The following is a 25,801-nucleotide window of genomic DNA, read 5'->3' on the forward strand; positions in this document are numbered from 1 at the left end:
AGGCGCCGAAAGAGACGCATTTCATGCGGCACCGGCCCTCTCCCCCGGCCCTGCCACCCAAGAGTTTACTCGATTGAGTGACAGGGCCGGGAAAGAGTGCCTCTGATCAATTCCCGTATTTGCCCCAGACGAACTTGCTCGACAGCGCAAAGTTCCACACCGAGGCCAGCACGATGCCGACCAGCACCGCGATCACATCGTGGATATGCATCCGCTTCAAGGCCGCCGTCGCGCCGATGTTGGTCAGCAGGCCCAGCGAACAGGTCAGCGCGAATTGCGCCCAGCCCTTGCACAAAGGCCAGACCCCGCGCAAACGCTTGTCGGCATAGGTCAGCTCATTGTTCAGCACGAAGTTGAACGTCATGGCCACCAGCGCGGCAATCGTGTTGGCGATGTTGAAGGTCGTCTCGTCGCTCGACCAATGGCCATAGACGAAGCGCTGGCCCAGAAACACGCTGAGCACCAGCCACAGCATGGCAAATTGCACCAGCACGCCCAGCGCCCCCACCGTGCCGAACAGCGCGAAACGGGTGGGAATGATGCGGCCCAGCCACTTGTCGTAAAGACCGATCAGGAATTCAAACACAACCGTCCGATCCAGCTTGCTTTCGCCATCCGCGCGGGCGGCGAAATCGAGGGGAAATTCCTTGACCCGCATCGGCGCGTCAACCGTGGCAAGAATATCGAGCAGGATCTTGAAACCCACGCCCGAAAGGCGATGCGCATCACAGCGCAGCGTGGCCGTGGGCAGCATGAAAAAGCCGCTCATCGGATCGGACAGATCCACGCCCGTCACCTTGCGCGCGATGGCATTGGCAAAGCCGCTGGCCTTGACACGATCAGGGCGACCCCATGCCTCGGTGCTGGCGCCTTCGGCAAAGCGGCTGGCATAGGCCAGATCATATTCGCCCGATTCAATGGCCGCCAACATGCCGGGCAGCAGCTTGGGATCATGCTGATGGTCGGCGTCCATCACCGCGACGATGGGGGCGGCAGTGGCGCACATGCCCTCGATGGCGGCGCTGGCCAGACCGCGCCGCCCGATGCGCTGGATGCAGCGGATACGGGGGTCTTCCAAAGCGATGGCGCGTGCCTCATCGGCAGTGCCGTCGCGGCTGTTGTCGTCAACGAAGATCGCCTCCCACGCGATGCCCGCCAAAGCGGCATCGAGCCGCGCCACGAGCGGGCGCAGGTTGCCCCTCTCATTCAGCGTGGGCATTACGATGGCAAGTTGCAGAGTCTGAACCATAATTCCTGATGCTAAAAAAGCCGAAAGATGGGGAAGAGCCCCATTCTGACCCCATTCTGCCGCATATGACCGCGTTCATCGCCCCCCGGAAAACGCGCGTCTCTTGCGCCCCAACCTTGTTCAAATCATGGCAGGGGCGCAAAAGCGCGGATTACAGGCGTTCCAGCACCGCATCACCGATCGCGCTGGTCGAGGCATCGCCGCCCAGATCGCCGCCGCGAATGCCGTCGGCCAGCGTCTTGGCCACAGCCGCCTCGATCCGCACGGCCTGCGCCTCAAGGCCCAGCGAATGGCGCAGCAGCATGGCGGCCGACAGGATCGTGGCCATCGGGTTGGCCTTGTTTTGGCCCGCGATGTCGGGGGCGCTGCCGTGGATGGGTTCATACAGGCCCACGGTGCCATATTCGGTCTGGCGCGTGCCCAGCGAGGCCGAGGCCAGGAGGCCGATCGAGCCGACGCACATGCTGGCCTGATCCGACAGGATATCGCCAAACAGATTGCCTGTGACGATCACATCGAACTGGCCGGGCGACTTGACGAGCTGCATCGCGGCATTGTCGACATACATGTGGCTAAGTTCCACATCGGGATATTCCGCCGAAACCTCGATCACCACATCGCGCCAGAGCTGGCTGGTCTCGAGCACATTGGCCTTGTCCACGCTGCACAGCTTGCCCTTGCGGCCCTGCGCGGCCTTGAAACCGGCATGCGCGATGCGGCGCACTTCGTCCTCGGCATAGGACATCATGTCCCAGCCCTGACGACGGCCGTCTTCCAGCGTGCGCATACCCTTTTCGCCGAAATACACATCGCCGTTCAGCTCGCGCACGATCAGCAGGTCGATCTGGCTGGCGACTTCAGGGCGCAGCGCCGAAAAGCCTTCGAGGCCGGGGAAGAGCGTTGCCGGACGCAGGTTGGCGAACAGCGAGAGTTCCTTGCGCAGGCCCAGAATGGCCTGTTCCGGACGCAGCGCGCGCTCCAGATGGTCGCAGGAAAAATCGCCCACCGCGCCAAACAGGATACCGTCAACGCCGCGCGCGATTTCCTTGGTCGCCTCGGGCAGAGGATGGCCATGCTTGTAATAAGCCGCGCCGCCCACATCGCCTTCGACCATTTCAAGCCCGGCAATCGCCAGCTTGTCCAGCACGCGGACGGCCTGTGCCGTCACTTCGGGGCCGATGCCGTCACCGGCGAAAACCGCAATCTTCATGGCTCTACCTCTTTCAAGCTGCCATGCGCCCCAGACGTTGGCGCAATATTTCGCGCGCTCCCATAACATCGCCGCGCCGATCGGCAAGCAGATAGCGCGAAAGGGCAAGGCCAAGCGCATCGAAACGGGCCAGAACCGCATCCCACGCGCCGCCTTCCAGCATCCGCTGACCGTCGGCCCCGGCGCCGAAACGTTCGCCATAGCCCAGTTCGCGCAGCAAGAGCGCCTCATAGGCCAGCAAGGCCGGCGCCCAGCCCCGCGCCGATGGCGCATGGCACACCGCATCGAGCAGCGCCCCCAATGCATCATAAAGCGCCGGATAGGCCTGCCTCTCGGGGAGGGAAGCGGCGACAAGCGCCGTGACCCAGCCGATTGCGGCAGCGGGCAAAGGTTCAACCAGAAAAGGCGCGCGGCTGACCGTCAATTCAACCTTGGCCGCAGGCATCTGGCTGGGAATGCGGGCCCGCATGTCCACCGCCAGCCCATTGCCGGGGATCAGCACCGGGCGCAGGTCCCGCCCCCGCCCCCCCGCGACATAGGCAGCCACCATCCCATGATCGGCGGTCATCAGGCGCGCGATCACCCCCACCTCGCCATGCGGGCGGGCCGAACACAGAATGGCATGGGCGCGAATATGCATAGGCTCCGCGCTAGAGCAAAATGGCGCGGGAGGCAAAAAGCGTCGCCGTTCATCTGCGCGCAAGCTTTGCGCAGGCAGGTCAGCTATGGGGAGGGCTTCGCATGGGTCCGGGATGTAATATGCGCAACAGATTGACAGTTTTGACAGCCTTGCTGCTGGCCGTGCCGATGATGTCGGCGGCCCCTGCCATGGCCCAGATGGGCGGCATGGGGGGAATGGGCGGCATGGGCGGCGGAGGCATGGGTGGTATGGGCGGCGGTGGCGGCATGGGTGGCCGTCATGGCGGCGGCGACATGGGCGGCCCGCCCGATGGCGGATCTCCGCGCGGCGGCGCGCCACGGGACATGAAGCCCATCCCGCTGAAAAGATACGAGGCGGCGGTGGAATCCATGTTCCGCGCGGCCGACGCCAACAAGGACGGCATGGTCACGCTGGCCGAGTTTGAAAGCGTGATCACCGCGCGGCGCAATGCGCTGATCCACAAGCGCTTTGTCGATGTGGACGCCAACCATGACGGGCGCATCGACGAGGCCGAGTTCATCGCCTGGGAAAGCCGCAAGAGCAGCGCGGAAATGGCCGAGGATGGCGGCGAATTTGCCGAAATCGTGCCCGATGCGATCTTCCCCGATCTGGGCGAAGGCGAGCGCGACATGGCGCTGCGTCTGGCGGTCGAACCGCTGGGGCCGGTGGCAATTGCCAAGGCCAATGTCGACTATGACGCCGGGATCAGCCTTGCCGAATTGCAGGCCTATGAACGCGCCCGTTTCGACAAGGCCGACACCAACAAGGATCTGTTCCTCAGCCGCGAAGAGATCAACGCGATGCGCGGCGGACGCGGCATGATGCCCCCGATGGGCGGCGGACGGCGCGGCGGTGGCGGTATGGGCGGCGGCCAGGGCGGCGGCGGCATGGGCGATGGCCCGCCTCCGGGCATGCCCCCGATGGGCGGTGACGACAATTAAGCATCACGGCGCCGGGAGCATCACACTCCCGGCGCTGTTCTTTTGAAAGGCAGAGCTTGGCGCTCCACCAGCGAGCGCCACAGCCATTCGAGCGGCCCCTGACGGAAACGGGCCAGCCAGGGCTTGCTCCAGCCCAGCATGGCGATCCACACGGCCAGCACCACCAACATCTGCGCCGCATCGCCCATCCGCCCGAACAGGCCCGCGCGATAGAACAGCACCGAGAGCGCCACGCTGGTCAGGATATAATTGGAAAAGGCCATCCGCCCCGCCGCCACCAGCCGCTCTCCCAGCCAGCTCCGCAGCAGACAGGGCGCAGCCAGCAGCATCAGCGCATAATAGGCCAGCGCCAGCAACAGATGTTGCGGCGCGGCCCAATTGGCCATCAACTCGCCCATCGCCACCGGAGGGAAATGGCGCGCCCAAGCCCACCACGCCATGCCCAGCGCCATCGGCAGCCCTAACCCCACCCCCAGCGCCGCCACACCCCACAGCACCCGCCGCGAGGCCAGCCCTTGGGCAAAACCGATGCGATAGAGCACCATGCCGATCAGCATCAGCGGCAAAGTCTCGCCAAAACTGGCAAAGATCATGACAAAGGGCCAGCCCGGCGCATGGACCAGCTTGTCATGCGCCATGGCCATAAAGCCCAGATGCGCCTGCGCCACATCACCGCGCATCATCGCCATGCTGTCGACCAGCGCGGATTTCAATTGGGCCGCCTCATCCGCGCCGGCCATGCCAAGGCGCATATGCTCCTCGGCCAGCACCAGCGGCAGGCCGCCCAAGCCTCCCATCACCGCCCAGAGCAGATATCCGGCGAGAGCGCCAATCACCAGCGCCCGATTGGAAAACACGCAAAGCCCCAGCGCGACAAAGCCGCAGGCGGCATAGAGGAACAGAATATCACCCCACCACAGCAGCACGTAATGCAGATAGCCAAACAGCGCCAGCCAGCCCAGCCGCCGCGCCTGAAGCGCCAAACCGTTGCGCCCCGCCGCCTCGGCCCGCTCGATAAAGAGCAGCATCGAGGCGCCGAACAGCATGGTGAAAAGCGCGCGCATCTTGCCTTCAAACAGAACAAGGATCGCGGCAAACACCGCCTCGTCCAGCGGCGCGGCGGGCGCATAGGCAAAGCCGCCGCCCTGCGCGATCAGATGGGCGGGCGTCAAAGTGGCCAGACGCGGCCCGGCAAAGCCCGCCACATTGACCGCCACAATGCCCAGCACCGCAAACCCGCGCACCAGATCGAGCGAAATGATCCGCTCGCGCCCCTCCATCGTCAAAATCGTCAGTCCCCGAACGCCGTCAATCCTTGACCGCCATACAGGACAGACCCGCCCCCGTCAGCTTGCGACAGGCACTTTGCGCGTTTTCCTCGCTATATCCCGTGGCCAGCAGGCGCATGACCTTGCCAACCGGCACATTGGCGCGCGGATGCCCGGCGATTTCGGGCATGGATTTCACCCGCGCCCACAGCGCATCAGCATTGCCCGCCACGCCAAAGGCGCCAAGCTGCAATTTCCACGGCCCGCCCACCGGCACGGCATGGGGCGCGGGCTTGGGTGCAAGGGCCGGTTTGGGCGCGGGGGTCGGTTTGGGCGCGGGCATGGGCGTGGCCTTGGGCGCGGGCTCCGCCACGGCCACCGCCATCGGGGCCGGACGCGGCGCGGCGACACGCGGCGCCGGCGCAGGCGGCAAGCCGACCGGAGCCGCCGTGGCCAGCACCGGGCGCGGCGCCGGTTCGCGCGGCATGACCGGCGCGGGGGCAGGCTCGCGAATCACACCCTGCGCGGGCCGCATATTGCCCGCCATGCCGGTCGGCACCGCGCGCACCGGCGTAGCCGTGGACGTGGTCACCACAGGCGGGTTGGGCGTGCCCAGATCGACCGCCGCCAACTGGCGCTGGCGATTCGCCTCGACCTGTGCGGCCAGTTCCGTGGCCAGCGAGATCGCGCGCTGGCGATCCTCGATGGCAATATACTTGTCCATTTCGCTCAGCGCCGCCTTGGCCTGCGGCAGGCCCGGCGCGCCCGAAGTGGGCTGCGCGGCAAGGCTTTCAAGAGCATAGGCGCGCACCCAGTCCTTGTTAACCCCATCGGCATTGAAATAGGCCAGCCCGAGCAGATATTGCGAGCGCGGATCCCCCCGGTCTGATGCTGCGCGGATATAGGGCAAGGCGGCGGCATGTTGGCCGCGCTGAAACAGCAGAAGGCCGTAATTGTCGCCCGCCTGCAGGTGGCCTTGCGCGGCGGCCTTTGCATAAAGCATCTCGGCGCGGGTCAGATCCTGCGGCACGCCGCGCCCCAATTTATAGGCCTGGGCCATGTTGAACTGGGCATCGGGGTCGCCTTTGTCGGCCAGGGGCTGCCATTCGCGCACGGCGGCGGGAAAATCGCCCCGCCCCCAGGCATCGGCCCCGGCCTTCACATCGGCCAGCGCAGGCGCCGAAGCCGCCGCGCCCAGCAAGCCTGCAACGACCAAACCCTTGCGCATCAAAGAGAAACCCATCGTCCGATCCCCTTGCGGCGCAAAGCGCGCCGCCAATACTTGTCCCGAAACCCATTTGCCCAAACAGCAAGGCCCAGACAGCCCTTCAGCTCCCTGGCCATGTCCGTGTTTACTACGCGGGTTACTACCGCTCCGTTAACTTAAATTTAGGAACGATCTGCGAAGTTTTTCCCAGAAATCCCACCATCTGGTCGGGATGCGCATGCCGGCTGCTCTGCCTTGCGCGCCCGTAAACCGTTGCAGGAGCCGACCATGATCGCGCGCCGTTCTTTTTCGCTTAACGCCGCCTTGCCGTTATCCCTGACTCTGGCGCTGATGGCCACCGCGACGGCCCAGCCCGCGATGGCCCGCACCAAACCCAAGCCCAAGGCGGTCGAGACGGCTCTGGCCAAGGGCGATGGCGAGCGGGGCGTTTCGCTGGCCGAGGCATCGGTGGCGCAAAGCCCGCGTGAGGCTTCGCTGCGCGCGACGCTGGGCCGCGCCTATTTGAAAAACGGGCGTTTTCAATCGGCCACCACGGCGCTGTCCGATGCCGTAACGCTGGGCGACACGTCGGGCCGCACGCTGCTGGCCCTGGCGCTGGCCCAGATCGGCAGCGGGCAGAATGACGCCGCGCTGGCCACGCTGGAAAGCGGCAACAATGTGATTCCGGTGGCCGACCTTGGCCTTGCGCTGGCGCTGGCGGGCGAAGGCGACAAGGGCAGCGTGCTGCTGGCCGATGCGCTGCGCGCGGGCGACAAGAGCGACAAGCTGCGCGCGAATCTGGCCTATGCCTATGCGCTGGCTGGCCGCTGGGCCGAGTCGCGCACGATTGTGGCCATGGACCTGCCCGCCGACAAGGTGGACGCGCGCATGACCGAATGGGCCGCTGCCGCCCGCCCCGAGGCAGCCCGCCAGCGTGTGGCCAGCCTGCTGGGCGTCGATCTGGCGCCCGATGCGGGCCAGCCGATGCAACTGGCGCTGAACAAGACCGAGGCCCCGGTGCAGATGGCCTCGGCCGAACCCGCGCCGATGGCCGCGCCCACCGTGGCCGCCGCCGCTCCGGTTGAGGCCCCGATCAATCCGGCTCCGGCAGAGGTGGCCCTCGCCAGCGCGGCTCCGGCCGACCCGGCTCCTGTCAGCCCGGCCCCGGTCACCGCGACTGCGACCAGCGAATCGGCACCCGCCACCGAATTGCCCGCTCTGGCCCCAAGCCAGCCTGTCGCGCAGGCCGAAACCTTTACCCCGCCCGCGCCGGTGTTCCACGCCATTGCCGTGCCCGCCTCGGCGGCGCGCCCGGTCGCCGTGGCGCTGCACACAGCGCGCGCCAAGGCGAAGGGCAAGAGCGCCGCTCCGGTTGATATTGCCAATGGCGAAGCACGCAGCGCCTCGGGCACGCATGTCGTGCAACTGGGTGCCTTCCTGTCGGAAAAGAATGCCCTGCGCGCCAAGAAGGCCTTTTTGAGCCGCGAAAAGGCCTTTGCCGCCGCCGATGTCGAAGTGACCAAGGCCATGGTCGAGGACCGCCAGTTCTGGCGCGTGTCGGTGCGCGGGTTCAACGCCAATGCCGCGACGAACAAATGCGCCTCGATCCGCAAGAGCGGCGGCGCCTGCTTTGCCCATTCCGGCAACCTGCCCCGGAACACCCCGGCACAGCCTGCACAGAGCAAGGGTTCGGGCAATTCGCAGGGCAAGGCTCTGGCCATGGCCACGCCCAAAGGGCAGCGCGGCCGCTGATCTTTCGATCTCAGACCATCTAAAAAGGGCTGCCCCATCGGGAGCAGCCCTTTTTTGTTACTTCTTCGTCGCGAAGGGATTCTTCGGCGTGCGCAATGTCAAACGCACCGGCACCGCGTCAAAGCCCAATTCGCGCCGGATGCCGTTGATCAGATAGCGCTGATACGACATCGGCAGATCATCCAGTCGCGTACCGAACAGCACGAAACCGGGCGGACGGGTCTTGGCCTGGGTGATATAGCGCAGCTTGATCCGCTTGCCGCCGGGCGCCGGCGGCGGATTGGCGGCCAGCGCATCGTCGAACCAGCGGTTGAGCGCGGCGGTCGGCACGCGCTTGCTCCACGAGGCGCGCAGCTTGAAGGCCGCGGCGATCATCTGGTTCAGCCCCTTGCCGGTGCGCGCCGAAACGCTCATCAGCGGCAGACCTCGCACCTGCGCCAGACCATCGTCCAGCGCCGCCTTGATGCCGTTGAACAGGCCCGAGGCGTCCTCGGCCACGTCCCATTTGTTGATGGCGATCATCAGGGCGCGACCTTCTTCCAGCACCATGCTGGCGATTTTCAGGTCCTGATGCTCCAACCCGCGAGTCGCGTCGAGCAGCAGCACGACCACCTCGGCAAAGTCGATCGCGCGGCGCGCGTCGGCCACCGACATGCGCTCCAGCTTTTCAACCACCAGCGCCTTTTTGCGCATACCGGCGGTGTCGATCAGACGGACCGGGCGCTCCAGATGCGTTTCCGGGTCCATCCATACCCAGTCGATGGCGATCGAATCGCGGGTAATCCCCGCCTCCGGCCCGGTCAGCAGGCGATCCTCGCCCAGCAGGGCGTTGATCAGCGTGGATTTGCCCGCATTGGGGCGGCCCACAATCGCCAGCTTCAGAGGGGCGGCGTTGAGCGCATCCTCATCGTCGGGATCGAAGGGCTCGAACTCTTCCTCTTCCTCGTCGCCCTCAAAGAAAGGCAGCAGCGCCTCGAACAGGTCGCCCATGCCTTCGCCATGCTCGGCGCTGATCGGAACGGGATCGCCCATGCCAAGGCTGAAAGCCTCATACAGGCCGCCATCGCCCGCGCGCCCTTCGGCCTTGTTGGCGCAAAGGATAACCGGAACAGTCTGTTCACGCAGCCAGCGGGCGATTTCTTCGTCCAGCGGGGTGATGCCCGCGCGCGCATCGACCACGAAAAGCGCGATATCCGCGCCCTCAAGGCTGGCCTCGGTCTGGGCGCGCATACGGCCCGGCAGGCTGGAGGGATCGTCGTCCTCCCACCCGGCGGTGTCGACAATGGTGAAATCCAGCCCCAGCAGACTCGCCTCGCCAAAGCGGCGGTCGCGAGTCACGCCCGGCTGGTCATCCACCAGCGCGAGCTTCTTTCCCACGAGGCGGTTGAACAGGGTTGATTTGCCGACATTGGGTCGGCCAATAATGATAATCTGACGGGACATGGCATTAGCCCTGCTCACAAGAACGCGCTTTTGGCAAGCAAAACGGCGCGTCCCCGGCGCCCTCGCCCCGAAATGGCGCGCTTTTGCCGCCCATCGCGGCCTGTCGGTGTCATAGGTAGTAATCAGCCGAAAGATTACGCCGCAGGTAACCAAACCTTGCGACAGTGCCATAACTTGTGGCGACGTAGTTTCTTTGCATGACGCGAATCCCTTTCAGCAAGACGCCGGGCATGACCATGGCAAAGGCTCTCGCCATAGCGCTGATGGGGGCCTCGTTTATGGCGGCCTTGCCCGCCCATGCGGCCGGGCGGACGGAATCTTCGGGTCGACCGGCCGCCAATCGCTTTGCCTCAACGCGCTTTTCGGTCGCCTTTGTCGATCTGGCGAATCAGAATGGGCGAATCGTCCCGCGCAGTCAGCAGGTCATGGCCGCCCCCAGCAGCACTTTCCTGCAATGCGTGCCCTATGCGCGCAGCGTATCGGGCATTCAGTTGCGCGGCGACGCGCATACATGGTGGGATCAGGCCGCCGGGCGTTACCAACGTGGCTTTTCCCCCCGCGTGGGCGCGGTGATGGCGTTCAAGCCCTATGGGCCGATGGTGCTGGGCCATGTGGCCACGGTCAGCCGGATCCTCGATTCGCGCCGGGTGTTGGTGCGCCATGCCAACTGGAGCCCCTTGGGCGGCGAGCGCGGCCAGATCGAGGACAATGTGTTGGCCATGGACGTGTCGGCGCGCAATGACTGGAGCGAAGTGCGCGTGTGGTATCAGCCGCTGGGCGGGCTGGGCACGACGCATTGGCCGGTCTCGGGCTTTATCTATAACACGCCTGCCGCGCCGCTGGGCGAGAGCCGGCCCTATGCCGGGGCCAATCACGGCTCTGCGCTGAGCCATTATCTGGGCGACCCCATCGGGGCGATCATCGCGGCCTATTCGCGCCGCTGAAACCCGCGAAAATTCGAAGTAGCAGTCGATGGGAAAGGTCCGGGTTCGCGCCCGGACCTTTTTCGTGTCAGCCTCAGACGGCGGCGATGGGCGGATTATCGCCCAGATCCTCGTACCACGCCTCAACCGGGCCGTTCAGCTTGATGGTCAGCGGCTGCCCCTTGCGATCAAAGCTCTTGCCGGCCTGAACGCGCACCCAGCCTTCGGAAATGCAATATTCCTCGACATTGTTGCGCACCACGCCCTTGAAGCGGATGCCGATGCCGCGCTGCAGCTTGTCCGCGTCGAAAAACGGGCTCTTGGGGTTGATGGCCAGGCGATCGGGCGGGGTATCGCCGATGGCGGCGCCCGATTCGGCGGAGGTGTTTTCGGTGTCAGTCATGGGTGCGTGAAATAAATTGCATTACCCACTTGTCAACGCAAACAAACCCCTTTAGAGGCGCGGCTCCCGGCAACGGAGACGCTTCAAAACGAAGCCGACACCAAGCCAGCGGGCGCGTAGCTCAGCGGTAGAGCACACCCTTCACACGGGTGGGGTCGCAGGTTCAATCCCTGCCGCGCCCACCATAAAACCCTCTGAAATAAGGGGATTTTATGGAAACCATATTCTGTCGAAAAAATTTGGATGCGGAAAATAACGGGAACAAACGCCCCGTTTCGTACCGAGCCCGTACAAATCCCGTACACGGCCATCACGCCCTCTCCTTCCTTTGGCTGGCTCCAACGCTGAACAGTGACAGCTTGGTTCGCTCCTCGGCAGCCCGCAGACCACGCAATTGCGCCTCGTGAATTTTCTCGGCCGTCTGCTCGGCATGGGTATAAGTTCTGCGCATCAGACTGGTGTCGGACCAACCGCCGAATTCACCCGCAGCCTTCTCGTCGATGCCCTGTCGCACGTTCATTTCCTGGCCGAACCCATGGCGCCCGGCGGCGTGAAATGGCAGCAGATCGATGCCAGCCAGTTTGCAGGCCTTGGCCCAACCCTTTCGAGGGCTTGATCGATCTGCGAAACCGAAGACCCGCAGATTGTCCTGTGTGCGCTCGAACCCGCGCGGATAAAGTCGAGGCAGGGATGCCAGTTCCCTCACCAACTCATGCGGAACCGTGATCCAGCGATCATCGTGACCTTTGGCCGCCGGGATGCAGACCAAATTCTGATCCAGCCTCAAATGACGGTCGGGATGCATCGCAATGGACTGGCTGATCCGCGCCCCCGTCATGAACATGAACATGGCCAGAGCAGCATGACTCCGCGGCGCGTGCTGGCGGAATTTGAGCAGCCATTCCCAGCTTCCTGGCGTCTTCTTGACCCGGCTTTTCCGACCGCGCTTTAGATCCTGCGCGACTCGCTCCTCTTTGGAATAGCCCTTGATGCGGATCGGCGCGCAGTGGCCAAGGTCATGCGCATTGTTGATGACAGAGCGAACGGGCGTCACGACATGGCGCACCCACGTGTCTGTCGATGCCTCTGGATAGAGTTCCCCGCCCAGTTCACGCACGAGCTTGGGCGTAATGTCTGCGACAGCCATCGAGCCAAGCTTGGTCATGATTGGGACGAGATACCCAGCATCCGCTTCGCTCGGCTTGTAGAGAAGCACAGCATCAGCGAATGTGAACTTGGCAGGCGGCTGCGCCTCGGCATCCTCGCCTAGGACGTGGCGGCGTATTTGCCTCTCTTCCTCGGCACGGCACCAGTCCCACGCGCCTGCTTCTTCAGATGCTCCAGTGCTGCATCGATAGTAGTCGGTGATGGGGGCGCCGAGATATTCGACGCGCCCGCGCGCCCACCACGTGGGGCCTCTGCGGAACGGTTCGAGGGGCATGGTTTGCGATATTCCAAAATTTGGTCGATCTGATCGGCGGTGATGATCATGTTCCGCCCGAGCCGGTGGAAGGCACCGATGCGGTTGGCCTTCTCGCGCAATGCTCGTTCGGAAATGACAAGGCCCCGGGTGGACAGCAACTCAACCCATTCGCTGGGCGGCCTCCCGGAATCGAGAATGGATGAGAGGACAGCCATTCCAAGAGCTCCTCATTGGTCAGTTTCTAGGATCAGGGTCTTGCGCCGGACTGGCCAGGGTGAGTCGCCCCATCGGGGTTGACCGACCTGCGGCGGCCACGAAGTGGTTTGCCACATAATCTTCAATGGCGGTTTCCGGCAGAAGAAGCCGACCGTTGACGCGAATATGGGACAGCAACCCCCGCGCAACCATGCGACGGACGCGAGACTCCGGCCAGCCGCTGCGCGCGGCCAGTTTTGGCAGTGTCAGCAATTGCATGACTAGCACCTCTGTAGTAGTTTGTGATTGGAGTTTGGCAGAAACTCACGATTATTGGAGTAGCTCATGTTTGTGAGTTTCGTCAAGACGGATTCGTGCGTCGGTGCGGCATGAGCATCGGCGCGCGTTTTCTGGAGATCCGCAAGGCAAAGGGGCTGAAGCAAACCGATGTCGCGGAAGCGATCGGCATTTCGCATGGCGCCTTGGTCAATTATGAAAAGGGGCGCGAGCCTCCAGCCTCGGCGATCCTCGCCTTCAGCCAGGTTTATGGCGTCAGCGCAAACTGGCTTTTGACCGGCGAAGGTCGGCCAGATACCGAAAGTCTGGACAGCATCTATGCCCGTTCAATCGCCACCGCTTGGGCTTTCCTAAGCCGCGGTGGCGACGATGTGGAACAGGACGCCCTTATCAAACTCGGTGGCGCGCTGTTTCAATACCTACTGGAGCATGGCGAAATCAGCCCCGCCATGAGTGAGAAGATTTTTGCCCTGAGCGCCTGACATGAACGACAACCAGTTACCGCCGATTGCCGACGAACGCCTTCTGGCTGCCATGAAGGCCGTCAACCCTTCGGTAGAAAAGCTGATGGCTGACCGCCTCGCGCTGCGGCAGGAGATGAGGCAGGCCAAGGATGAACTGGAACGCGTCCGCCATCACTTGATCCCAAGATATATTGGCATAGTCAAAGCCGTCGCACTGGGGGCAGCGACCGTGGCCCTTTTCGCCTTGGCCCTCGCCCTTTTCAAAGGCCTCTTCGAGGTCAAAACCACCGCAGCCCTCTTTGCCTCTCTCCTGCTGCCGGTCTGGATCGTCGATTTGGCCGAAAAGAGGTTTGGCCGTTGGGTGCTTCATCACAATGGACAAGCCGAGTATATCGAACAGAACAATACCGAATGACTGACCAGCCGAAGGCCGATAAGTTCAAGCGGAGAGACAGAAGCCCTCTTATTGGGTATGCCTTTCCAGATAACGCATAATGATTGCCGGATCGGCCGGATAAACGATGAAGTTAGATGCCAGCACACGCCAGAATTGAAGTCCTGTCAAACCGGCTCAATGTCGGCTTCTTGCGCCCCGCTGGACATTCCGGCAGGGCCCGTGCCGTCACCCGTGCGCCCGGCTCGGAAATTCCGGATATCGTCCCCTCTCTCTGACAAGTTCCGAGATAACGCCGCCCCGATATCCAACCGCAAATCTGGGTTCGTGAGATTTTAGGGTACTGGTACGAGCAGCGGTCGGGTCACATAACGATAGCCTGACAGGTGCATGTCGCGCCATCGACTGCGGTCACGTCCGTCAACCGAACGAGTGAAAGACGCTCGATCCAGCAGGAGTTCGCGGCCAGATGCAGCCTTGGACATCGCGGTTGCGAAAGTAGGATGGCCTGCCACGCGTAGCAAATAGGCACGGAGATTTGGATAGGGCTACAGATCGAACAGGATGAAGGCACGCACGGTGGTTTACGGAAACCTCATCACGAAATCCGCGACATTGAAATCAGCACCGGCCAGCCATTGATGCCCTTCCGCGAAATGCGACTCTAGCGCATCCAGGTTGCGATTGGCTCGATCACGCATAAGCCTCGCCATGGCTACTTCAGCCATCAGCATCATCGGGCACGGCATCAGCGAATCGTTTAAATCATGGTTCCTGATCCCCTACCATAAGATCGGTACGTTTTCGATTGGAGGCCTGGAAGTCGTCAGGGCTACCTATGGTGCATAGATTCTGTTCTTCGTCTCTTGCCCCATAACCATGCTTCAGGATCTGAAGCGAGTGCGTATTCCAGCCGTGGCCACCATCGGTCAGGCCGTTGGGTCACAACCAATTTGGTGAGTAGCCGCCCCACCCCATCTAACGGCCTCGCGTTCTGAGAATTAACGCAGGGAAGGGTGGCAGGAGATGTGGAACCGGCGGCGAAGTTGATGCCGGCTCAACATTTCCATCGCTTAGAATATCCTGCTTGTCGCGACCAAAGACTGATTTTCAGCTATTGGCTACGATGGTCCGGCGTGAACGGAAGCCCAGCCTGCGGAGCTTCTCGACGGCCTTATCGTAACTTTCTGAAGCAATTTCTGAGTTCATTGACGAAAAGTCCCGGCTGCTCGAAGGCCGCGAAATGACCGCCCTTGTCGAGCTCGTTCCAGTGTATCAGCTCTGGCGTGCACCGTTCAGCCCAGCTTCTCGGTGCCTGATAGATTTCTCTCGGAAACACGCTGTAGCCACATGGCACGGGAACCGGTTCCGTAACCACGAAGGCGTTCTCGAAACTCTCCCAATAGAGCTGCGCCGACGAGGCGCCGCAGTTGGGGAGCCAATACATCATGATGCTGTCGAGCAACTCATCATAGCTCAGGATGTTGAGCGGATTGCCATCGCAATCGGCCCATGCCCTGAACTTTTCGAATATCCAGGCTGCCTGTCCAATAGGCGAGTCGGCAAGAGCGTAGCCCAGCGTTTGCGGGCGGGACATCTGCTGGGTTGAATAGCCTGCTTCCCAGCGCTGGTAATGCCCCATAGCGGCTAGCATCGCGGTCTCTTCAGCATTGAGATTTTCGTAAGGCGGCGGCGGCATCACCACCGGCAGGTTGGTATGGATCGCCTTCAGCCCCTCCGGTTTCAGCCTTGCCAACTTATGCGTAACCGCCGAGCCCCAATCGCCGCCCTGTGCGACATATTCGCGGTAGCCCAGGCGCTTCATGAGCGTGTCCCAGCTCGCGGCTATCCTGGCGAGGCCCCAACCGCTGTCGGACGGCTTGCCGGAGAATCCATAACCCGGCAGGGAGGGAACAACCAGATGGAAGGCGTCGCGGGCGTCGCCACCGAAATCCTGCGGTTCGCTCAGCGGGCCTATGACTTTCAAGAACTCGATGATCGATCCCGGCCAGCCATGGGTGAGGATCAAGGGAAGTGCATTTTCATTCGAAGAGCGGATATGGAGAAAATGGAACTCAAGTCCGTCCAAGGTCGTCTTGAATTGCGGGTACCGGTTCAGCGTAGCCTCGCAGCGGCGCCAGTCGTAGGAATGGCGCCAGTAATCGGCAAGCTTGCGCATTTCGGCCAATGGTACGCCCTGCGACCAGTCGGAAACCGTCTCTCGCTCTGGCCAGCGGATGCGATCGAGACGAGCATGAAGGTCGCTAATCTCCTCGTCAGCGACATTGATCCTGAAAGGCGTGATCGATGGCTGCGGTTTGTTCGGCATGGAGTGCTCCTTGCAATCAGAGAAATGGGCGCCCTCACCGAGCTTAGAAGGGCGCCCAATTTGAAATCTTGCGGCTCAGAATTGGGGGGCCGCCGCTCCGATCTGCGCGCGACGATTCTGCGCACTGCCATTGCTGATTGCCTCTCTCTCCGCGAAGGCAAGCGGCTTACGTCCGAGGATCAGGTAAAGGATGCCGACGACCTGAATCAGGGCGAGGATGCAAGTGAGGATACCCGCTGCCTGAGTCACGAACGGCGAGAAATTGCCCTGGATCGCATAGATCGTCGGCAGTCCGGAAAAGGCAAAGCCGCCGATGTAGCAAAGCGGCATCAAGGCCAGGATGAGCACGCTTTTCCAGCCATTGAACCATTCACGAAAACGATAGGCGATCGCAACGCTGAGGTACAAAGCCGCGACATTGGCAAAAAGCCACCACCAAGGAAAATATCCGAGCAAAACCAGCGGCTGATGCCCGAAATAGGTATAAATGCCACCATAGCGAAGCAGTGTCTCTTCGAACATGATATCGGCGAGGCCGGAAAGTGCGAAAGCGGTCCAGAGTGCACCGGTCTTCACATTTCTCATGAGCGCGGCGTAAAAGATATACCCAAGCAGTGCGCCGAAGGGCCACCACATCGCAATGGTGTAATAGTCAAACTCGCGCCCCATCAGAAAATAGAAGAGCTTGTTTGGATCATGCGACTGGGACCAGAAGCAGCCGGCCAGGTAATTGTCTACACTTTCCGGAAAGACGCAGGCGGCACCCGCCATCACGATTGCAAATGGAACGGTTGACCTGAAGCGAAGTCCTTCGATCATCGACACGACAACCATGATGAGCGCGATGGCCACCATCCCTATGGTCGCATAGAAAACATGTTCGGCATTCTGCGGGAAGGCATCGTTGGGCGGCGCGGGTGTGCGGAAATTCGGATCAAGCACAACGTGCGCATGCGCGTTCTGGGCAAGGGCGATATCCGGCATCAGCACACAGAGTGCGAAACCCGCCGACAGTGCGAGTCCGGTCAAGGCTCTCGCTTTGGAAGATCCTGCTTGTATCAATGGAAACATGGCACACCTCTCTTGCGGCCGGCTTGAAAAACTAACTTTTTAGTTATATCCACTCTCTCCGATGGTCAATGGGATTTTGAAGGCATGAAGAAGATTGAGTTCACAAAGGGGGAGCAGACGCGCGAACGCATCCTCCTGGCCGCGACAGAAGAGTTTGCGACCCACGGCATCGCGGGCGGTCGTATTGACCGCATTGCCACCGCCGCGCCAGCGAACAAGGCACTGATCTACAGCTACTTTGGAAACAAGGAACAGCTCTTCAGGGCTGTGCTGGAACGGCATCTGGCTGATATTTACAGCACCATCCAGTTCTCTGCAGATGATCTTCCGGGTTATGCGGCGGCACTGTTCGACTTCGCGATGGATCATCCACATGTGATGCGCCTGGTCATGTGGAACGGTCTAGCGCAGCAGGGGGACTGGCCGCTGGACGAAGGCTCGAGTCTCGCCGCTCAGGTCGCGAAAATTCGGCGCGCGCAGGCCGAGGGGCGAGTTGCCAACCGATATCCTGCGGATTTCCTTCTGACGCTCATCGTTACGATCGCCTCAGCTTGGACCGCCGCCAATCCCTTCGGCACGTCGATCAGTCCAGACGCAATGACGCAACGCACATTATTGCGAACAGCGATATCGACGGCGGTGAGCCAACTGTCCGAGGCAAATTAGGCGTATCTGGTTACGTGATCGTGCAAGCACCTGCATGGAGTCGTCAGATAATGACCAGCACGGTCACGTTAGTAAGGGACGAGGAGGTTCGGAGCAGAGATGACTCGTTCGACTTGTACAAGTTCTTAGGCACTAAAGGTTTGTCGTAGCGCGCGCGGCGCGGTCATCGCCGAGCAAGGAAGCGACATGGTCGATCTGCGGCTAAAGCCAAGCAAATACCAACCATCGCCCTCCCTTATCAGGGTGAGGCCCGCGAGGGATGCTGCCTGCTTGTTCTCGAGACTGCCGAGTTCGGGCATGGTCGCGATGAGCTGGTTGGCAGTCAGCGTTCCGACGCCGGCGATGCTGGTCAGAATCTGATGCCGGCGGGCGAGAGCGGAAGCGGCGGCGATCAGGTAGGCGATTTCGGCATCGAGCGCCTCGATATGCCGGTCGATCTGGTCAAGTCGCTGCCGACACTGGCGCTTGAGGAAGGCGATGGTGAGGTTCTTCTCGCGATTCTTGAGAGCGGTGCGATCGCGCACCAGGCCGTCACGGGCATGGTACGCATTATACAATTGCGCGCATTGCGCGTGCTGATTTATTGCAGAGGCATGAAAATGCGCGAACTAGAAGCACGGACCGGAGTCCATCGCGAGACAATACGTGTCTATCTGCGACACAGGCTGATCCCAGAACCTGCACGCCCTTACCGAAATGCCGCTGACTATGATGAAAAGCATGTCAGTGCGATTATCGCCATCCGACAACTCCAGCAGGACAGCCGCCTCACACTGGCCCAGATCGGCGCTCTGATGGATGGTGATGCCGCCAAGGGACAGGTCGGTGCCTACGCATTCGACAAACTCGAACAGCTGGTTGCACATCGATCTGAGACCGACGGCCAACCCGTCGCGATAGGATCACTGCTTGAGCATTACCCGCATGCCGATGAAGACGCGCGAACTCTCGCAAACATCGGTATCCTCGAAATTATCGAAACCCAGCAGGGCGAAATGCTTTCACTCTCGAATGCCCAGATCGTGAGGATCTGGGGTGAGATGCGTAAGGCCGGGTTCGACGGCCATCTCGATTATACGCCGGAGATCCTGGGGTTCTACGTCGAAGCGGCCAACTTCGTTGGGCGCTGGGAAGCGACGACATTCCTTCAGCGAATAGAAGGACGCGTAAGCGTCGATGAAGCTGCCAGGCTGGTCGAGCGCGCTCTCCCGCTTATGCTTGAATTCTTCGGTCTGCTTCGGCAGCAAGCCTTCTTCAGCTATTTTAATCGGCTCCGCAGCAAGCAAGATGAATGCCTGCCCCCACATCATCCTGAACTCTCGGGAAATTGATCGCGTTTCCTCCCCCAAAAGCATTAGATTCTGACCCCACTATCTGATTTTTCGCATTCGATCTTTTGATCAGAAAGCTGCAGAAATTCGATCAAGATCAGCATCTGTACTTGCATAGCCGCGCGTCTCGTCGCGGCTGTAGCATTGGCAATGCATTATCGACCACTTCATTGCCATGGCTATGTCAGCCATTTGACCAAATATCTTATAGCATTTCGCAATACGAATGTGACTTGCTACGCCAAATTCCTTACCCTTTCGGCACAGAAAAGTTTGGTGCATCAGAATAGCGTCAGCAATGGTGGGAGACGAGGAAGCGATCGAACTGACGGCAGGCCAATGGTCTATTTCGGGATGCCTTTCTTTATAAAGGATCCCGCCCCCGTCGTCGATGGCGCCCTTGCGGAATTGACCGTCCGGTCCGGATCGCGGTCTGGCAAGTTCTCATGGCATCTGCTGCGCAAGGCGAGAGTGAGAGCGACATTTATGGACAGCATGGTTGGCAATCGGTGTCCCGAGTCCGACATTGATCCATTTTCGATCGAGTACCTTGCCTCCCCGCACGCTCCGCAAGCTCGGCTGCGTGAACTCGGGCCAGTGACCTACCTGCCACGCTACGGCTTCTACGTACTCGCCCGCCACACCTCGGTCTTTGCAGCGCTACGCGATCCGGAAAATTTCTGTTCGGGCAGAGGGGTCGGCATTACGGATTTCGGGAAGGAAGCGCCGTGGCGCCCCAAGAGCATCATTAACGAAGCCGACGCCCCCGATCATGCACGCCCCCGCACCGTCATGACCAGAGTCCTGAGCAAAGGTGTGCTCGAACAACTGCGCGAAGATTTCAAGATCGCCGCCCGCGATATAGTCGACAGTGCCTTGAACATGGTCACGCTCGATGGCATCGAGGATTTCGCTCAGGCCTATCCGCTTCGCATCATCCCCGATGCCGTTGGCATGATGTCCGAGGGACGCGAAAACCTCTTGCCCTATGGTACGATGGTTTTCAACGCTATGGGACCGCATAATGAACTCTTCGCCACCTCGATGCAGAACAGCGCTCCGGTTATCGAATGGGTGACCCGACAATGTCGTCGCGAGTCAATTGCCGCGACAGGGATCGGGGCACGGATCTACGATGAGGTCGACAACGGCAATCTGACCGAAGACGAAGCCAGCATGCTGGTGCGATCAGTCCTGAGCGCAGGTCTCGACACGACGATCTTTGGCCTCGGCCACATGCTCCATGCGTTTGGCCAAGCTCCTGACCAATGGCAGGTGTTGCGCGCCGATCCGTCCTTGATCCGAGCAGCCTGGTCAGAGGTCATCCGCCTAGGCTCGACCGTGCAGTCACTTTTCCGGACTACCACCCGCCCCGTCGAAATCGACGGGGTCAATATCCCGGCCAATTCGAAAGTAATGCTGCTGCTGGCGGCTGCAAATCGTGATCCGGAGAAATTCACTGCCCCCGATCGCTTCGACATCCGGCGCAAGACGATGGGCCATGTCGGCTTCGGCTTCGGGATCCATATGTGCGTTGGACAGATGCTCTCAACGCTGGAGGCGGAAGTCCTTCTGGAGGAAATGCTCCCGAGAATTGAGAAGATCGAACTTGCGGGCGAGCCGGTCTGGCGCCTCAACAACATGCTGCGCGGCCTGCAGTCTCTGCCCATCCGCTTCACGGTTGCATGACCCTCCAGCCTTCCAACACAGTTCCCGGAAACGTCGGGACCAAGGGGATTCCAAGGTCAACAATGAGCACCATTCGCCCCTACATCCTTCAGATTCCTGAAGACGATCTGATCGATCTCCAGCGGCGACTTGCCCGCACCCGGCTGGCAGACAGTCTTCCCGGCAATGCTTGGGATCTCGGGACCGATCCGCAGTGGCTCTCGCGACTGATCGCCTATTGGCACGACCACTTCGACTGGCGCGCGCAGGAAAGGCGCATTAACGCGTGGCCTCAATTCAAAGTGACGATCAACGGTCGCGAACTCCATTATTTTCATGTTGAGGGCAAGGGCCCCAACCCGAAACCTCTTCTGCTGGTTCATGGCTGGCCAGGCTCGCCACTCGAATTTCTCGATATGATCGATCTTCTGACCGATCCAGTAAAACACGGTCGCGATCCTGGTGAGGCCTTCACCGTCGTGATCCCTTCACTACCCGGCTATCACCTTTCTTACAGTCACGGACGAGGTGGCCTCTCGATAGAGGCCATGGCCGATCTTCTGAAGGAACTGATGACTTCAGTGCTGGGCTATGAACGCTTTGCGGCACAAGGCGGCGACTGGGGGGCGTTTATCACAACCCGCCTTGCCCACAGATGGCCCCAAAACCTGATCGGGATCCATCTCAACCTGCTCCCGCTTCCCCGCAATCCCTCAGTCTGGGCCCGCGACGAACAAGAGCGAAACTACCTGGTGGCAGTGGAGAGCTGGTTAAAGCGCGATACTGGCTACATCGCCATCCAGGCGACGAGGCCCCAGACTCTGGCTCTTGCTCTCAACGATTCTCCCGCCGGTTTGGCTGCCTGGATCGGCGAGAAATTCAGAACTTGGTCCGATCCTGACTCCCCCCTTGAAGAACTGTTCGACATAGATGCTCTGCTCGCCAACATCTGCCTCTACTGGTTCACGGGTTCGATCGGCTCATCCTTCTGGCCCTATCACGCCAGGCATTTTGGGGAACCGATCATTCCTGCCGATGCCGCCATTACAGTGCCCACTGCCTATGCAGAATTCCCTTTCGAATTCCTGCGACCTCCACAGAGCATGGCGGGCGACATGTTCGCCAACATCAAACAATGGAACACAATGCCCAAAGGTGGGCATTTCGCGGCAATGGAATGTCCCGGAGAACTGGCAGCAGACCTGATCACCTTTTTCGCAACCTGCTGATCGCGGTGATGGCTATTCGTCTGCTCGCTCTGTCACATCCCCCCCACAGCCCCCCCTATCTTGCAACAGCGCAGCGAGGGCTTGGAGATCACGGCATGGGAAGTACCACCTCGACGCATTTTCCGGCGCGCTGGTCCTCGATGGCCTGGTTGATCTGTTTGAGCGGATAGGTGGTGACCAGTCTATCGAAAGGAAAGCGTCCCCCCGGTAAAGATCGACCAGCAAGGGCTGGATAGTCTGCGGATCGGCATCGCCTTCGGCCACGCCGCACACGAGGATGCCTTTCGAAAGCAATTGTATGATTTTGAGCGAGCTTGTCGCATCGATCGAACGCGGTACGCCCACCATGGCCCAGAACTGCCGGCAGCGGCGTGGGCAACACCTGAGCGCGCACAACGAGATCGGTATGACACAGCCCCTTACCCACAACCCTGACCAGCACCTCATCTGGACGGATACCTTCTATTTCAACCTTTTCGATAGCGAAGGGGCCACCGCTTTTCCTCACGGCCGCCGCGGTAATATCCATATGCGTCCTTCTATTCATTTTCATGCGCGCCATTCAAATCTCGGCACAAAACCCGCAGGGTAAAAACATATCAAATTGAAAAACAGTGGAATTTTTTCAAATTTTGATATTTGGTCCGACCTTTTAATATAATTGACGCCCCCATCGTCCAGCATTACGTTACTGCTATACGCAAAAAGCAGAAGTGATGCACAAAGCGATGCATCGAGAGGACCAACATGAGCACCATACTCGAAGCCGACACGCGCCCCCTGATCCCTCAGGACATCGCCAAGATCGTTATCACGCCCAAATCCTACGCCGATGATGATATTATCTACCCCGCATTCAAATGGCTGCGCGAAAACATGCCGCTGGGCGTCGCGGAAGTCGAAGGCTACGACCCGATTTGGGTCGTCACCAAGCATGCCGACATCAAGGCGATCGAACTGAACGCCAAGCTGTTCCATAACGCCGATCACAACCCGATTCTCAACGACCGGGCTTCGGATGAATTCATGAAGCAGATCAACGGCGGCACGACCCGTCTGCTCTCTTCGCTGACCTATATGGATCCGCCTGAACATGCCGCCTATCGCAACCTAACCCAGAGCTGGTTCATGCCCAACCGCGTGTCCAAGCTGGAAGAAAAGATTCGTACACTGGCACGCAACAGCGTTGACACGCTGCTCAGCTTTGATGGCGAATGCGATTTCGTGCGGGACTTCGCTCTGCATTATCCGCTGCGGGTCATCATGACCCTCTTCGGCGTTCCGCCGGAAGATGAGCCCCGCATGCTCAAACTGACCCAGGAATTCTTTGGTGTCCACGATCCGGAAGAACAGCGCCCAGAGATGGTCGCCGATCCCGTGGCGGCCGGCAAGCAGTGGGCTGCCACACTTGAGGAATTCTTCGAATATTTCGATGGTCTGAGCGCTCAGCGCCGCGCCAATCCCAGCGACGACATGCTCTCACTTATCGCCAATTCGCAGGTCAACGGAGCTCCCATTCCCCGTGATGAGGCGAATGGGTATTACGTTGCCATCGCGACCGCAGGTCATGACACGACCTCCTCATCAACTGCCGGCGGCCTGCACGGCATGCTGCTCTATCCTGACAATTTCGCGAAACTGAAGGCAGATCCCTCGCTGGTGAAGGGACTGGTGGACGAAGCGATCCGCTGGACCAGCCCGGTCAAGCACTTCATGCGGAACGCCACGGAAGACACTGTGGTCCGTGGGCAGACAATCCGCGCGATGGACCGACTGATGATCTCCTATCCTTCCGGAAATCGAGATGAGGAGGTTTTCTCCGATCCGACGCGCTTCGACATCACACGTTCGCCCAATCCACATATCGCCTTCGGCTTCGGGCCGCATATGTGCCTTGGCCAGCATCTGGCAAAGCTGGAGATGCGTGTGCTCTTCGAGGAACTGCTGCCGCATATCGAAAGCATCGAACTTGCGGGCGATCCACGCTTTGTCGAGACCAACTTCGTGGGCGGCTACAAGAGCCTGCCGGTCCGTTTCAAGAAGCGCTGATCGACCAGCCGGGCGCGCTGGAGTGCGCCCGGCCCAATGCTGATCCCATAATCAGGACCCCGTAAAGGGGCCGCAACGGGACTGGAACCCCCCATGAACGATACCACCACCCTGACCGCACCCGAAAAGCTCGGTGTGCGAATGCCCGACACCGGCATGCTGATCGGCGCACATCGCGTCGCAGCAGGCGATGGTCGTACCATCGAGGTTGAGGACCCTGCCACCGGCAAGATTATCGCACATGTTCCGGCAGGCGGCACCCATGACGTGGACGCGGCCGTGACCGCGGCGCGCACGGCTTTCGAAAGCAGGGCATGGTCGCGGATGCGCCCGCTTGATCGCGCCCGGATCATCGAGACCATCGCCCGCAAGATCGAGGAAAATGCCGCCGAACTGGCGCTCCTTGAAAGCTATGACAACGGCAAGGCCGTTCATCATGCGCTCGCCGTGGATGTCCCTGCCGCGGTTGACATCTTCCGCTACATGGCCGGATGGGCTTCGAAGATCGCCGGTCAAGTCAATCCGATCTCGGGCGATGGCCGTCAGTATCACTCCTATTCGGTGCGCGAGCCCATTGGCGTGGTCGGCCAGATCGTCCCCTGGAATTACCCGCTCGCCATGGCGGCCTGGAAGATCGCAACCGCACTGGCGGCAGGATGCACGATTGTTCTCAAGCCCTCTGAGGTCACCCCGCTCACGGCACTGCGTCTGGCGGAACTGGCGCTTGAAGCCGGTCTGCCTGAAGGCGTTCTCAACATCGTCACCGGCTATGGCCACGAGGCCGGCCAGGCGCTGGTCGAACACCCCGGCATCGACAAGATCGCCTTCACCGGTTCAACCCGCGTGGGCAAGCAGATCGTTCAGACCGCCGCGCGCGATCTGAAGCGCGTGACCCTTGAACTGGGCGGCAAGTCGCCGTCGCTGATCTTTGCCGACGCCGACCTCGACAAGGCCGCGATCGGCGCCGCGCTGGCAATCTTTTTCAACTCCGGGCAGGTCTGCCTGGCTGCTTCGCGCCTTTATGTGGAGCGATCGGTCTACGACCAGGTGCTGGAGGGCGTCGCCAAGGTTGCCCAGAGTTTCAAGCTGGGGCATGGCCGCGATCCCGATACGATGCTCGGGCCGCTGGTCTCCCGCGCGCAGCAACAGCGGGTGCTCGACTACATCGACCAGGGCCGCGCCGCCGGCGCTGAAATTGTCACCGGCGGAGGTACAGGCCCCACCGAAGGCTATTTCGTCGAACCGACCATCTTCGCCAATCCGGATCCGGATGCAGCCATCGTGCGCGAGGAGATTTTCGGTCCGGTGCTCGTCGCAACCCCCTTCGACGATCCCGAGGAGGTCATCAAGACCGCGAACGACACGCGCTACGGTCTGGCGGCCAATATCTGGACCCGCGACCTGTCTCGCGCCCATCTCACCGCGCGCAAACTGCAGGCCGGGACGGTCTGGATTAACACGCACGGCATGAACGACCCATCGGCGCCGTTCGGCGGGGTGAAGGAATCCGGTTGGGGACGCGAGGTCGGTGAGGAAGGTGTCCTCCTCTATACTGAAACCAAGACAGTCACAGCTCTGCTGGACGACTGAAACTAATAAAAGTGCGGCGGCAACGACCGCCGTACTTA

The 25,801-nt window shown here is 61.0% G+C and carries 27 protein-coding genes and 1 tRNA gene; 14 read left to right on the forward strand and 14 right to left on the reverse strand.

Annotated features, from left to right (window positions below; all coding sequences use genetic code 11):
• Positions 1-106 precede the first annotated feature (106 nt).
• The 3 genes from BGP00_RS25050 to BGP00_RS25060 form a co-directional block, all read right to left on the reverse strand.
• Positions 107-1,249 carry a glycosyltransferase family 2 protein gene (locus BGP00_RS25050; RefSeq protein WP_168603944.1) on the reverse strand — a complete coding sequence of 381 codons (1,143 nt, stop codon included), beginning with the start codon at positions 1,247-1,249 and terminating at the stop codon, positions 107-109.
• Between the two features lie 151 nt (positions 1,250-1,400).
• Positions 1,401-2,459 (reverse strand): 3-isopropylmalate dehydrogenase, encoded by a 1,059-nt coding sequence (gene leuB, locus BGP00_RS25055; RefSeq protein ID WP_292692332.1) that lies wholly within the window; start codon positions 2,457-2,459, stop codon positions 1,401-1,403.
• 13 nt (positions 2,460-2,472) lie between these two features.
• Positions 2,473-3,099 (reverse strand): DNA repair protein RecO C-terminal domain-containing protein, encoded by a 627-nt coding sequence (locus tag BGP00_RS25060; protein WP_292692330.1) that lies wholly within the window; start codon positions 3,097-3,099, stop codon positions 2,473-2,475.
• Between the two features lie 131 nt (positions 3,100-3,230).
• Between BGP00_RS25060 and BGP00_RS25065 the strand changes: the two genes are divergently transcribed.
• Positions 3,231-4,061 (forward strand): EF-hand domain-containing protein, encoded by an 831-nt coding sequence (locus BGP00_RS25065; protein ID WP_292692328.1) that lies wholly within the window; start codon positions 3,231-3,233, stop codon positions 4,059-4,061.
• 20 nt (positions 4,062-4,081) lie between these two features.
• On the opposite strand, the gene BGP00_RS25070 is transcribed toward BGP00_RS25065, so the two are convergent.
• Positions 4,082-5,341 carry a DUF418 domain-containing protein gene (locus BGP00_RS25070; RefSeq protein WP_292692535.1) on the reverse strand — a complete coding sequence of 420 codons (1,260 nt, stop codon included), beginning with the start codon at positions 5,339-5,341 and terminating at the stop codon, positions 4,082-4,084.
• A gap of 28 nt (positions 5,342-5,369) precedes the next feature.
• Positions 5,370-6,572 carry an SPOR domain-containing protein gene (locus BGP00_RS25075; protein WP_292692326.1) on the reverse strand — a complete coding sequence of 401 codons (1,203 nt, stop codon included), beginning with the start codon at positions 6,570-6,572 and terminating at the stop codon, positions 5,370-5,372.
• Positions 6,573-6,824: 252 nt separating this feature from the next.
• Here BGP00_RS25075 and BGP00_RS25080 point away from each other — a divergent pair, with 252 nt between their 5' ends.
• On the forward strand, positions 6,825-8,288 hold the full coding sequence (locus BGP00_RS25080) for an SPOR domain-containing protein (protein ID WP_292692325.1): 1,464 nt from the start codon (positions 6,825-6,827) through the stop codon (positions 8,286-8,288).
• A gap of 57 nt (positions 8,289-8,345) precedes the next feature.
• Here BGP00_RS25080 and der read toward each other — a convergent pair whose 3' ends face one another.
• Entirely contained in the window at positions 8,346-9,731 is a 1,386-nt protein-coding gene (gene der, locus BGP00_RS25085; protein ID WP_168603948.1) for a ribosome biogenesis GTPase Der, read from the reverse strand.
• A gap of 197 nt (positions 9,732-9,928) precedes the next feature.
• Here der and BGP00_RS25090 point away from each other — a divergent pair, with 197 nt between their 5' ends.
• Positions 9,929-10,675 (forward strand): CHAP domain-containing protein, encoded by a 747-nt coding sequence (locus tag BGP00_RS25090; protein WP_366556811.1) that lies wholly within the window; start codon positions 9,929-9,931, stop codon positions 10,673-10,675.
• Positions 10,676-10,748: 73 nt separating this feature from the next.
• Here the strand turns inward: BGP00_RS25090 and BGP00_RS25095 are convergent, their stop codons facing one another.
• Positions 10,749-11,057, reverse strand: a complete 309-nt coding sequence (locus BGP00_RS25095) for a DUF3297 family protein (RefSeq protein WP_168603949.1) — start codon at positions 11,055-11,057, stop codon at positions 10,749-10,751.
• Positions 11,058-11,167: 110 nt separating this feature from the next.
• Between BGP00_RS25095 and BGP00_RS25100 the strand changes: the two genes are divergently transcribed.
• A tRNA-Val gene (locus BGP00_RS25100) sits at positions 11,168-11,242 on the forward strand.
• 125 nt (positions 11,243-11,367) lie between these two features.
• Here BGP00_RS25100 and BGP00_RS25105 read toward each other — a convergent pair.
• Entirely contained in the window at positions 11,368-12,498 is a 1,131-nt protein-coding gene (locus BGP00_RS25105) for a tyrosine-type recombinase/integrase (RefSeq protein ID WP_292692324.1), read from the reverse strand.
• Between the two features lie 20 nt (positions 12,499-12,518).
• Between BGP00_RS25105 and BGP00_RS25110 the strand changes: the two genes are divergently transcribed.
• Positions 12,519-12,683: a hypothetical protein gene (locus BGP00_RS25110; RefSeq protein WP_292692322.1), complete on the forward strand. Its 165-nt coding sequence runs from the start codon at positions 12,519-12,521 to the stop codon at positions 12,681-12,683.
• 31 nt (positions 12,684-12,714) lie between these two features.
• Here the strand turns inward: BGP00_RS25110 and BGP00_RS25115 are convergent, their stop codons facing one another.
• A complete protein-coding gene (locus BGP00_RS25115; RefSeq protein WP_082703361.1) occupies positions 12,715-12,954 on the reverse strand; it encodes a helix-turn-helix domain-containing protein in 240 nt (79 codons plus the stop codon).
• Positions 12,955-13,064: 110 nt separating this feature from the next.
• On the opposite strand from BGP00_RS25115, the gene BGP00_RS25120 reads away from it, so the two are divergent.
• Both BGP00_RS25120 and BGP00_RS25125 read left to right on the forward strand, forming a co-directional pair.
• Positions 13,065-13,454, forward strand: a complete 390-nt coding sequence (locus tag BGP00_RS25120) for a helix-turn-helix transcriptional regulator (RefSeq protein ID WP_292692319.1) — start codon at positions 13,065-13,067, stop codon at positions 13,452-13,454.
• A 1-nt stretch (position 13,455) separates the two neighbouring features.
• Positions 13,456-13,851, forward strand: a complete 396-nt coding sequence (locus BGP00_RS25125; protein WP_292692317.1) for a hypothetical protein — start codon at positions 13,456-13,458, stop codon at positions 13,849-13,851.
• 563 nt (positions 13,852-14,414) lie between these two features.
• Here the strand turns inward: BGP00_RS25125 and BGP00_RS25130 are convergent.
• The 3 genes from BGP00_RS25130 to BGP00_RS25140 all read right to left on the reverse strand — a co-directional run bounded on the left by BGP00_RS25130 (position 14,415) and on the right by BGP00_RS25140 (position 17,188).
• On the reverse strand, positions 14,415-14,558 hold the full coding sequence (locus BGP00_RS25130; RefSeq protein WP_292692315.1) for a hypothetical protein: 144 nt from the start codon (positions 14,556-14,558) through the stop codon (positions 14,415-14,417).
• Between the two features lie 446 nt (positions 14,559-15,004).
• Positions 15,005-16,159: an epoxide hydrolase family protein gene (locus BGP00_RS25135; protein ID WP_292692313.1), complete on the reverse strand. Its 1,155-nt coding sequence runs from the start codon at positions 16,157-16,159 to the stop codon at positions 15,005-15,007.
• 75 nt (positions 16,160-16,234) lie between these two features.
• Positions 16,235-17,188: a hypothetical protein gene (locus BGP00_RS25140; protein WP_292692311.1), complete on the reverse strand. Its 954-nt coding sequence runs from the start codon at positions 17,186-17,188 to the stop codon at positions 16,235-16,237.
• 126 nt (positions 17,189-17,314) lie between these two features.
• Between BGP00_RS25140 and BGP00_RS25145 the strand changes: the two genes are divergently transcribed.
• Positions 17,315-17,896, forward strand: coding sequence for a TetR family transcriptional regulator (locus BGP00_RS25145; protein WP_292692309.1), 582 nt, complete (start codon positions 17,315-17,317; stop codon positions 17,894-17,896).
• Positions 17,897-18,021: 125 nt separating this feature from the next.
• Here BGP00_RS25145 and BGP00_RS25150 read toward each other — a convergent pair whose 3' ends face one another.
• A complete protein-coding gene (locus BGP00_RS25150) occupies positions 18,022-18,420 on the reverse strand; it encodes a transposase (RefSeq protein ID WP_292692307.1) in 399 nt (132 codons plus the stop codon).
• Between the two features lie 69 nt (positions 18,421-18,489).
• On the opposite strand from BGP00_RS25150, the gene BGP00_RS25155 reads away from it, so the two are divergent.
• The 3 genes from BGP00_RS25155 (at position 18,490) to BGP00_RS25165 (ending at position 22,124) form a co-directional block, all read left to right on the forward strand.
• The gene (locus BGP00_RS25155; RefSeq protein ID WP_292692305.1) at positions 18,490-19,227 is read left to right on the forward strand and encodes a MerR family transcriptional regulator; all 738 of its coding nucleotides are present in this window, start codon (positions 18,490-18,492) and stop codon (positions 19,225-19,227) included.
• A 228-nt stretch (positions 19,228-19,455) separates the two neighbouring features.
• Complete coding sequence (locus BGP00_RS25160; protein ID WP_292925939.1) at positions 19,456-20,916, forward strand: cytochrome P450; 1,461 nt, start codon at positions 19,456-19,458, stop codon at positions 20,914-20,916.
• A gap of 62 nt (positions 20,917-20,978) precedes the next feature.
• A complete protein-coding gene (locus tag BGP00_RS25165; RefSeq protein WP_292692301.1) occupies positions 20,979-22,124 on the forward strand; it encodes an epoxide hydrolase family protein in 1,146 nt (381 codons plus the stop codon).
• 88 nt (positions 22,125-22,212) lie between these two features.
• On the opposite strand, the gene BGP00_RS25170 is transcribed toward BGP00_RS25165, so the two are convergent.
• Positions 22,213-22,539: a hypothetical protein gene (locus BGP00_RS25170; protein WP_292925945.1), complete on the reverse strand. Its 327-nt coding sequence runs from the start codon at positions 22,537-22,539 to the stop codon at positions 22,213-22,215.
• Between BGP00_RS25170 and BGP00_RS25175 the strand changes: the two genes are divergently transcribed.
• From BGP00_RS25175 to BGP00_RS25185, 3 genes are all read left to right on the forward strand, one after another.
• Entirely contained in the window at positions 22,423-22,716 is a 294-nt protein-coding gene (locus tag BGP00_RS25175) for a hypothetical protein (RefSeq protein ID WP_292925947.1), read from the forward strand. The genes BGP00_RS25170 and BGP00_RS25175 overlap by 117 nt on opposite strands.
• Before the next feature lie 155 nt (positions 22,717-22,871).
• A complete protein-coding gene (locus BGP00_RS25180; RefSeq protein WP_292692298.1) occupies positions 22,872-24,173 on the forward strand; it encodes a cytochrome P450 in 1,302 nt (433 codons plus the stop codon).
• 93 nt (positions 24,174-24,266) lie between these two features.
• Positions 24,267-25,763, forward strand: a complete 1,497-nt coding sequence (locus BGP00_RS25185; protein WP_292692296.1) for an aldehyde dehydrogenase family protein — start codon at positions 24,267-24,269, stop codon at positions 25,761-25,763.
• Positions 25,764-25,801 lie beyond the last annotated feature (38 nt).

Source organism: Novosphingobium sp. 63-713, from assembly GCF_001898925.1.
GTDB lineage: Bacteria > Pseudomonadota > Alphaproteobacteria > Sphingomonadales > Sphingomonadaceae > Novosphingobium.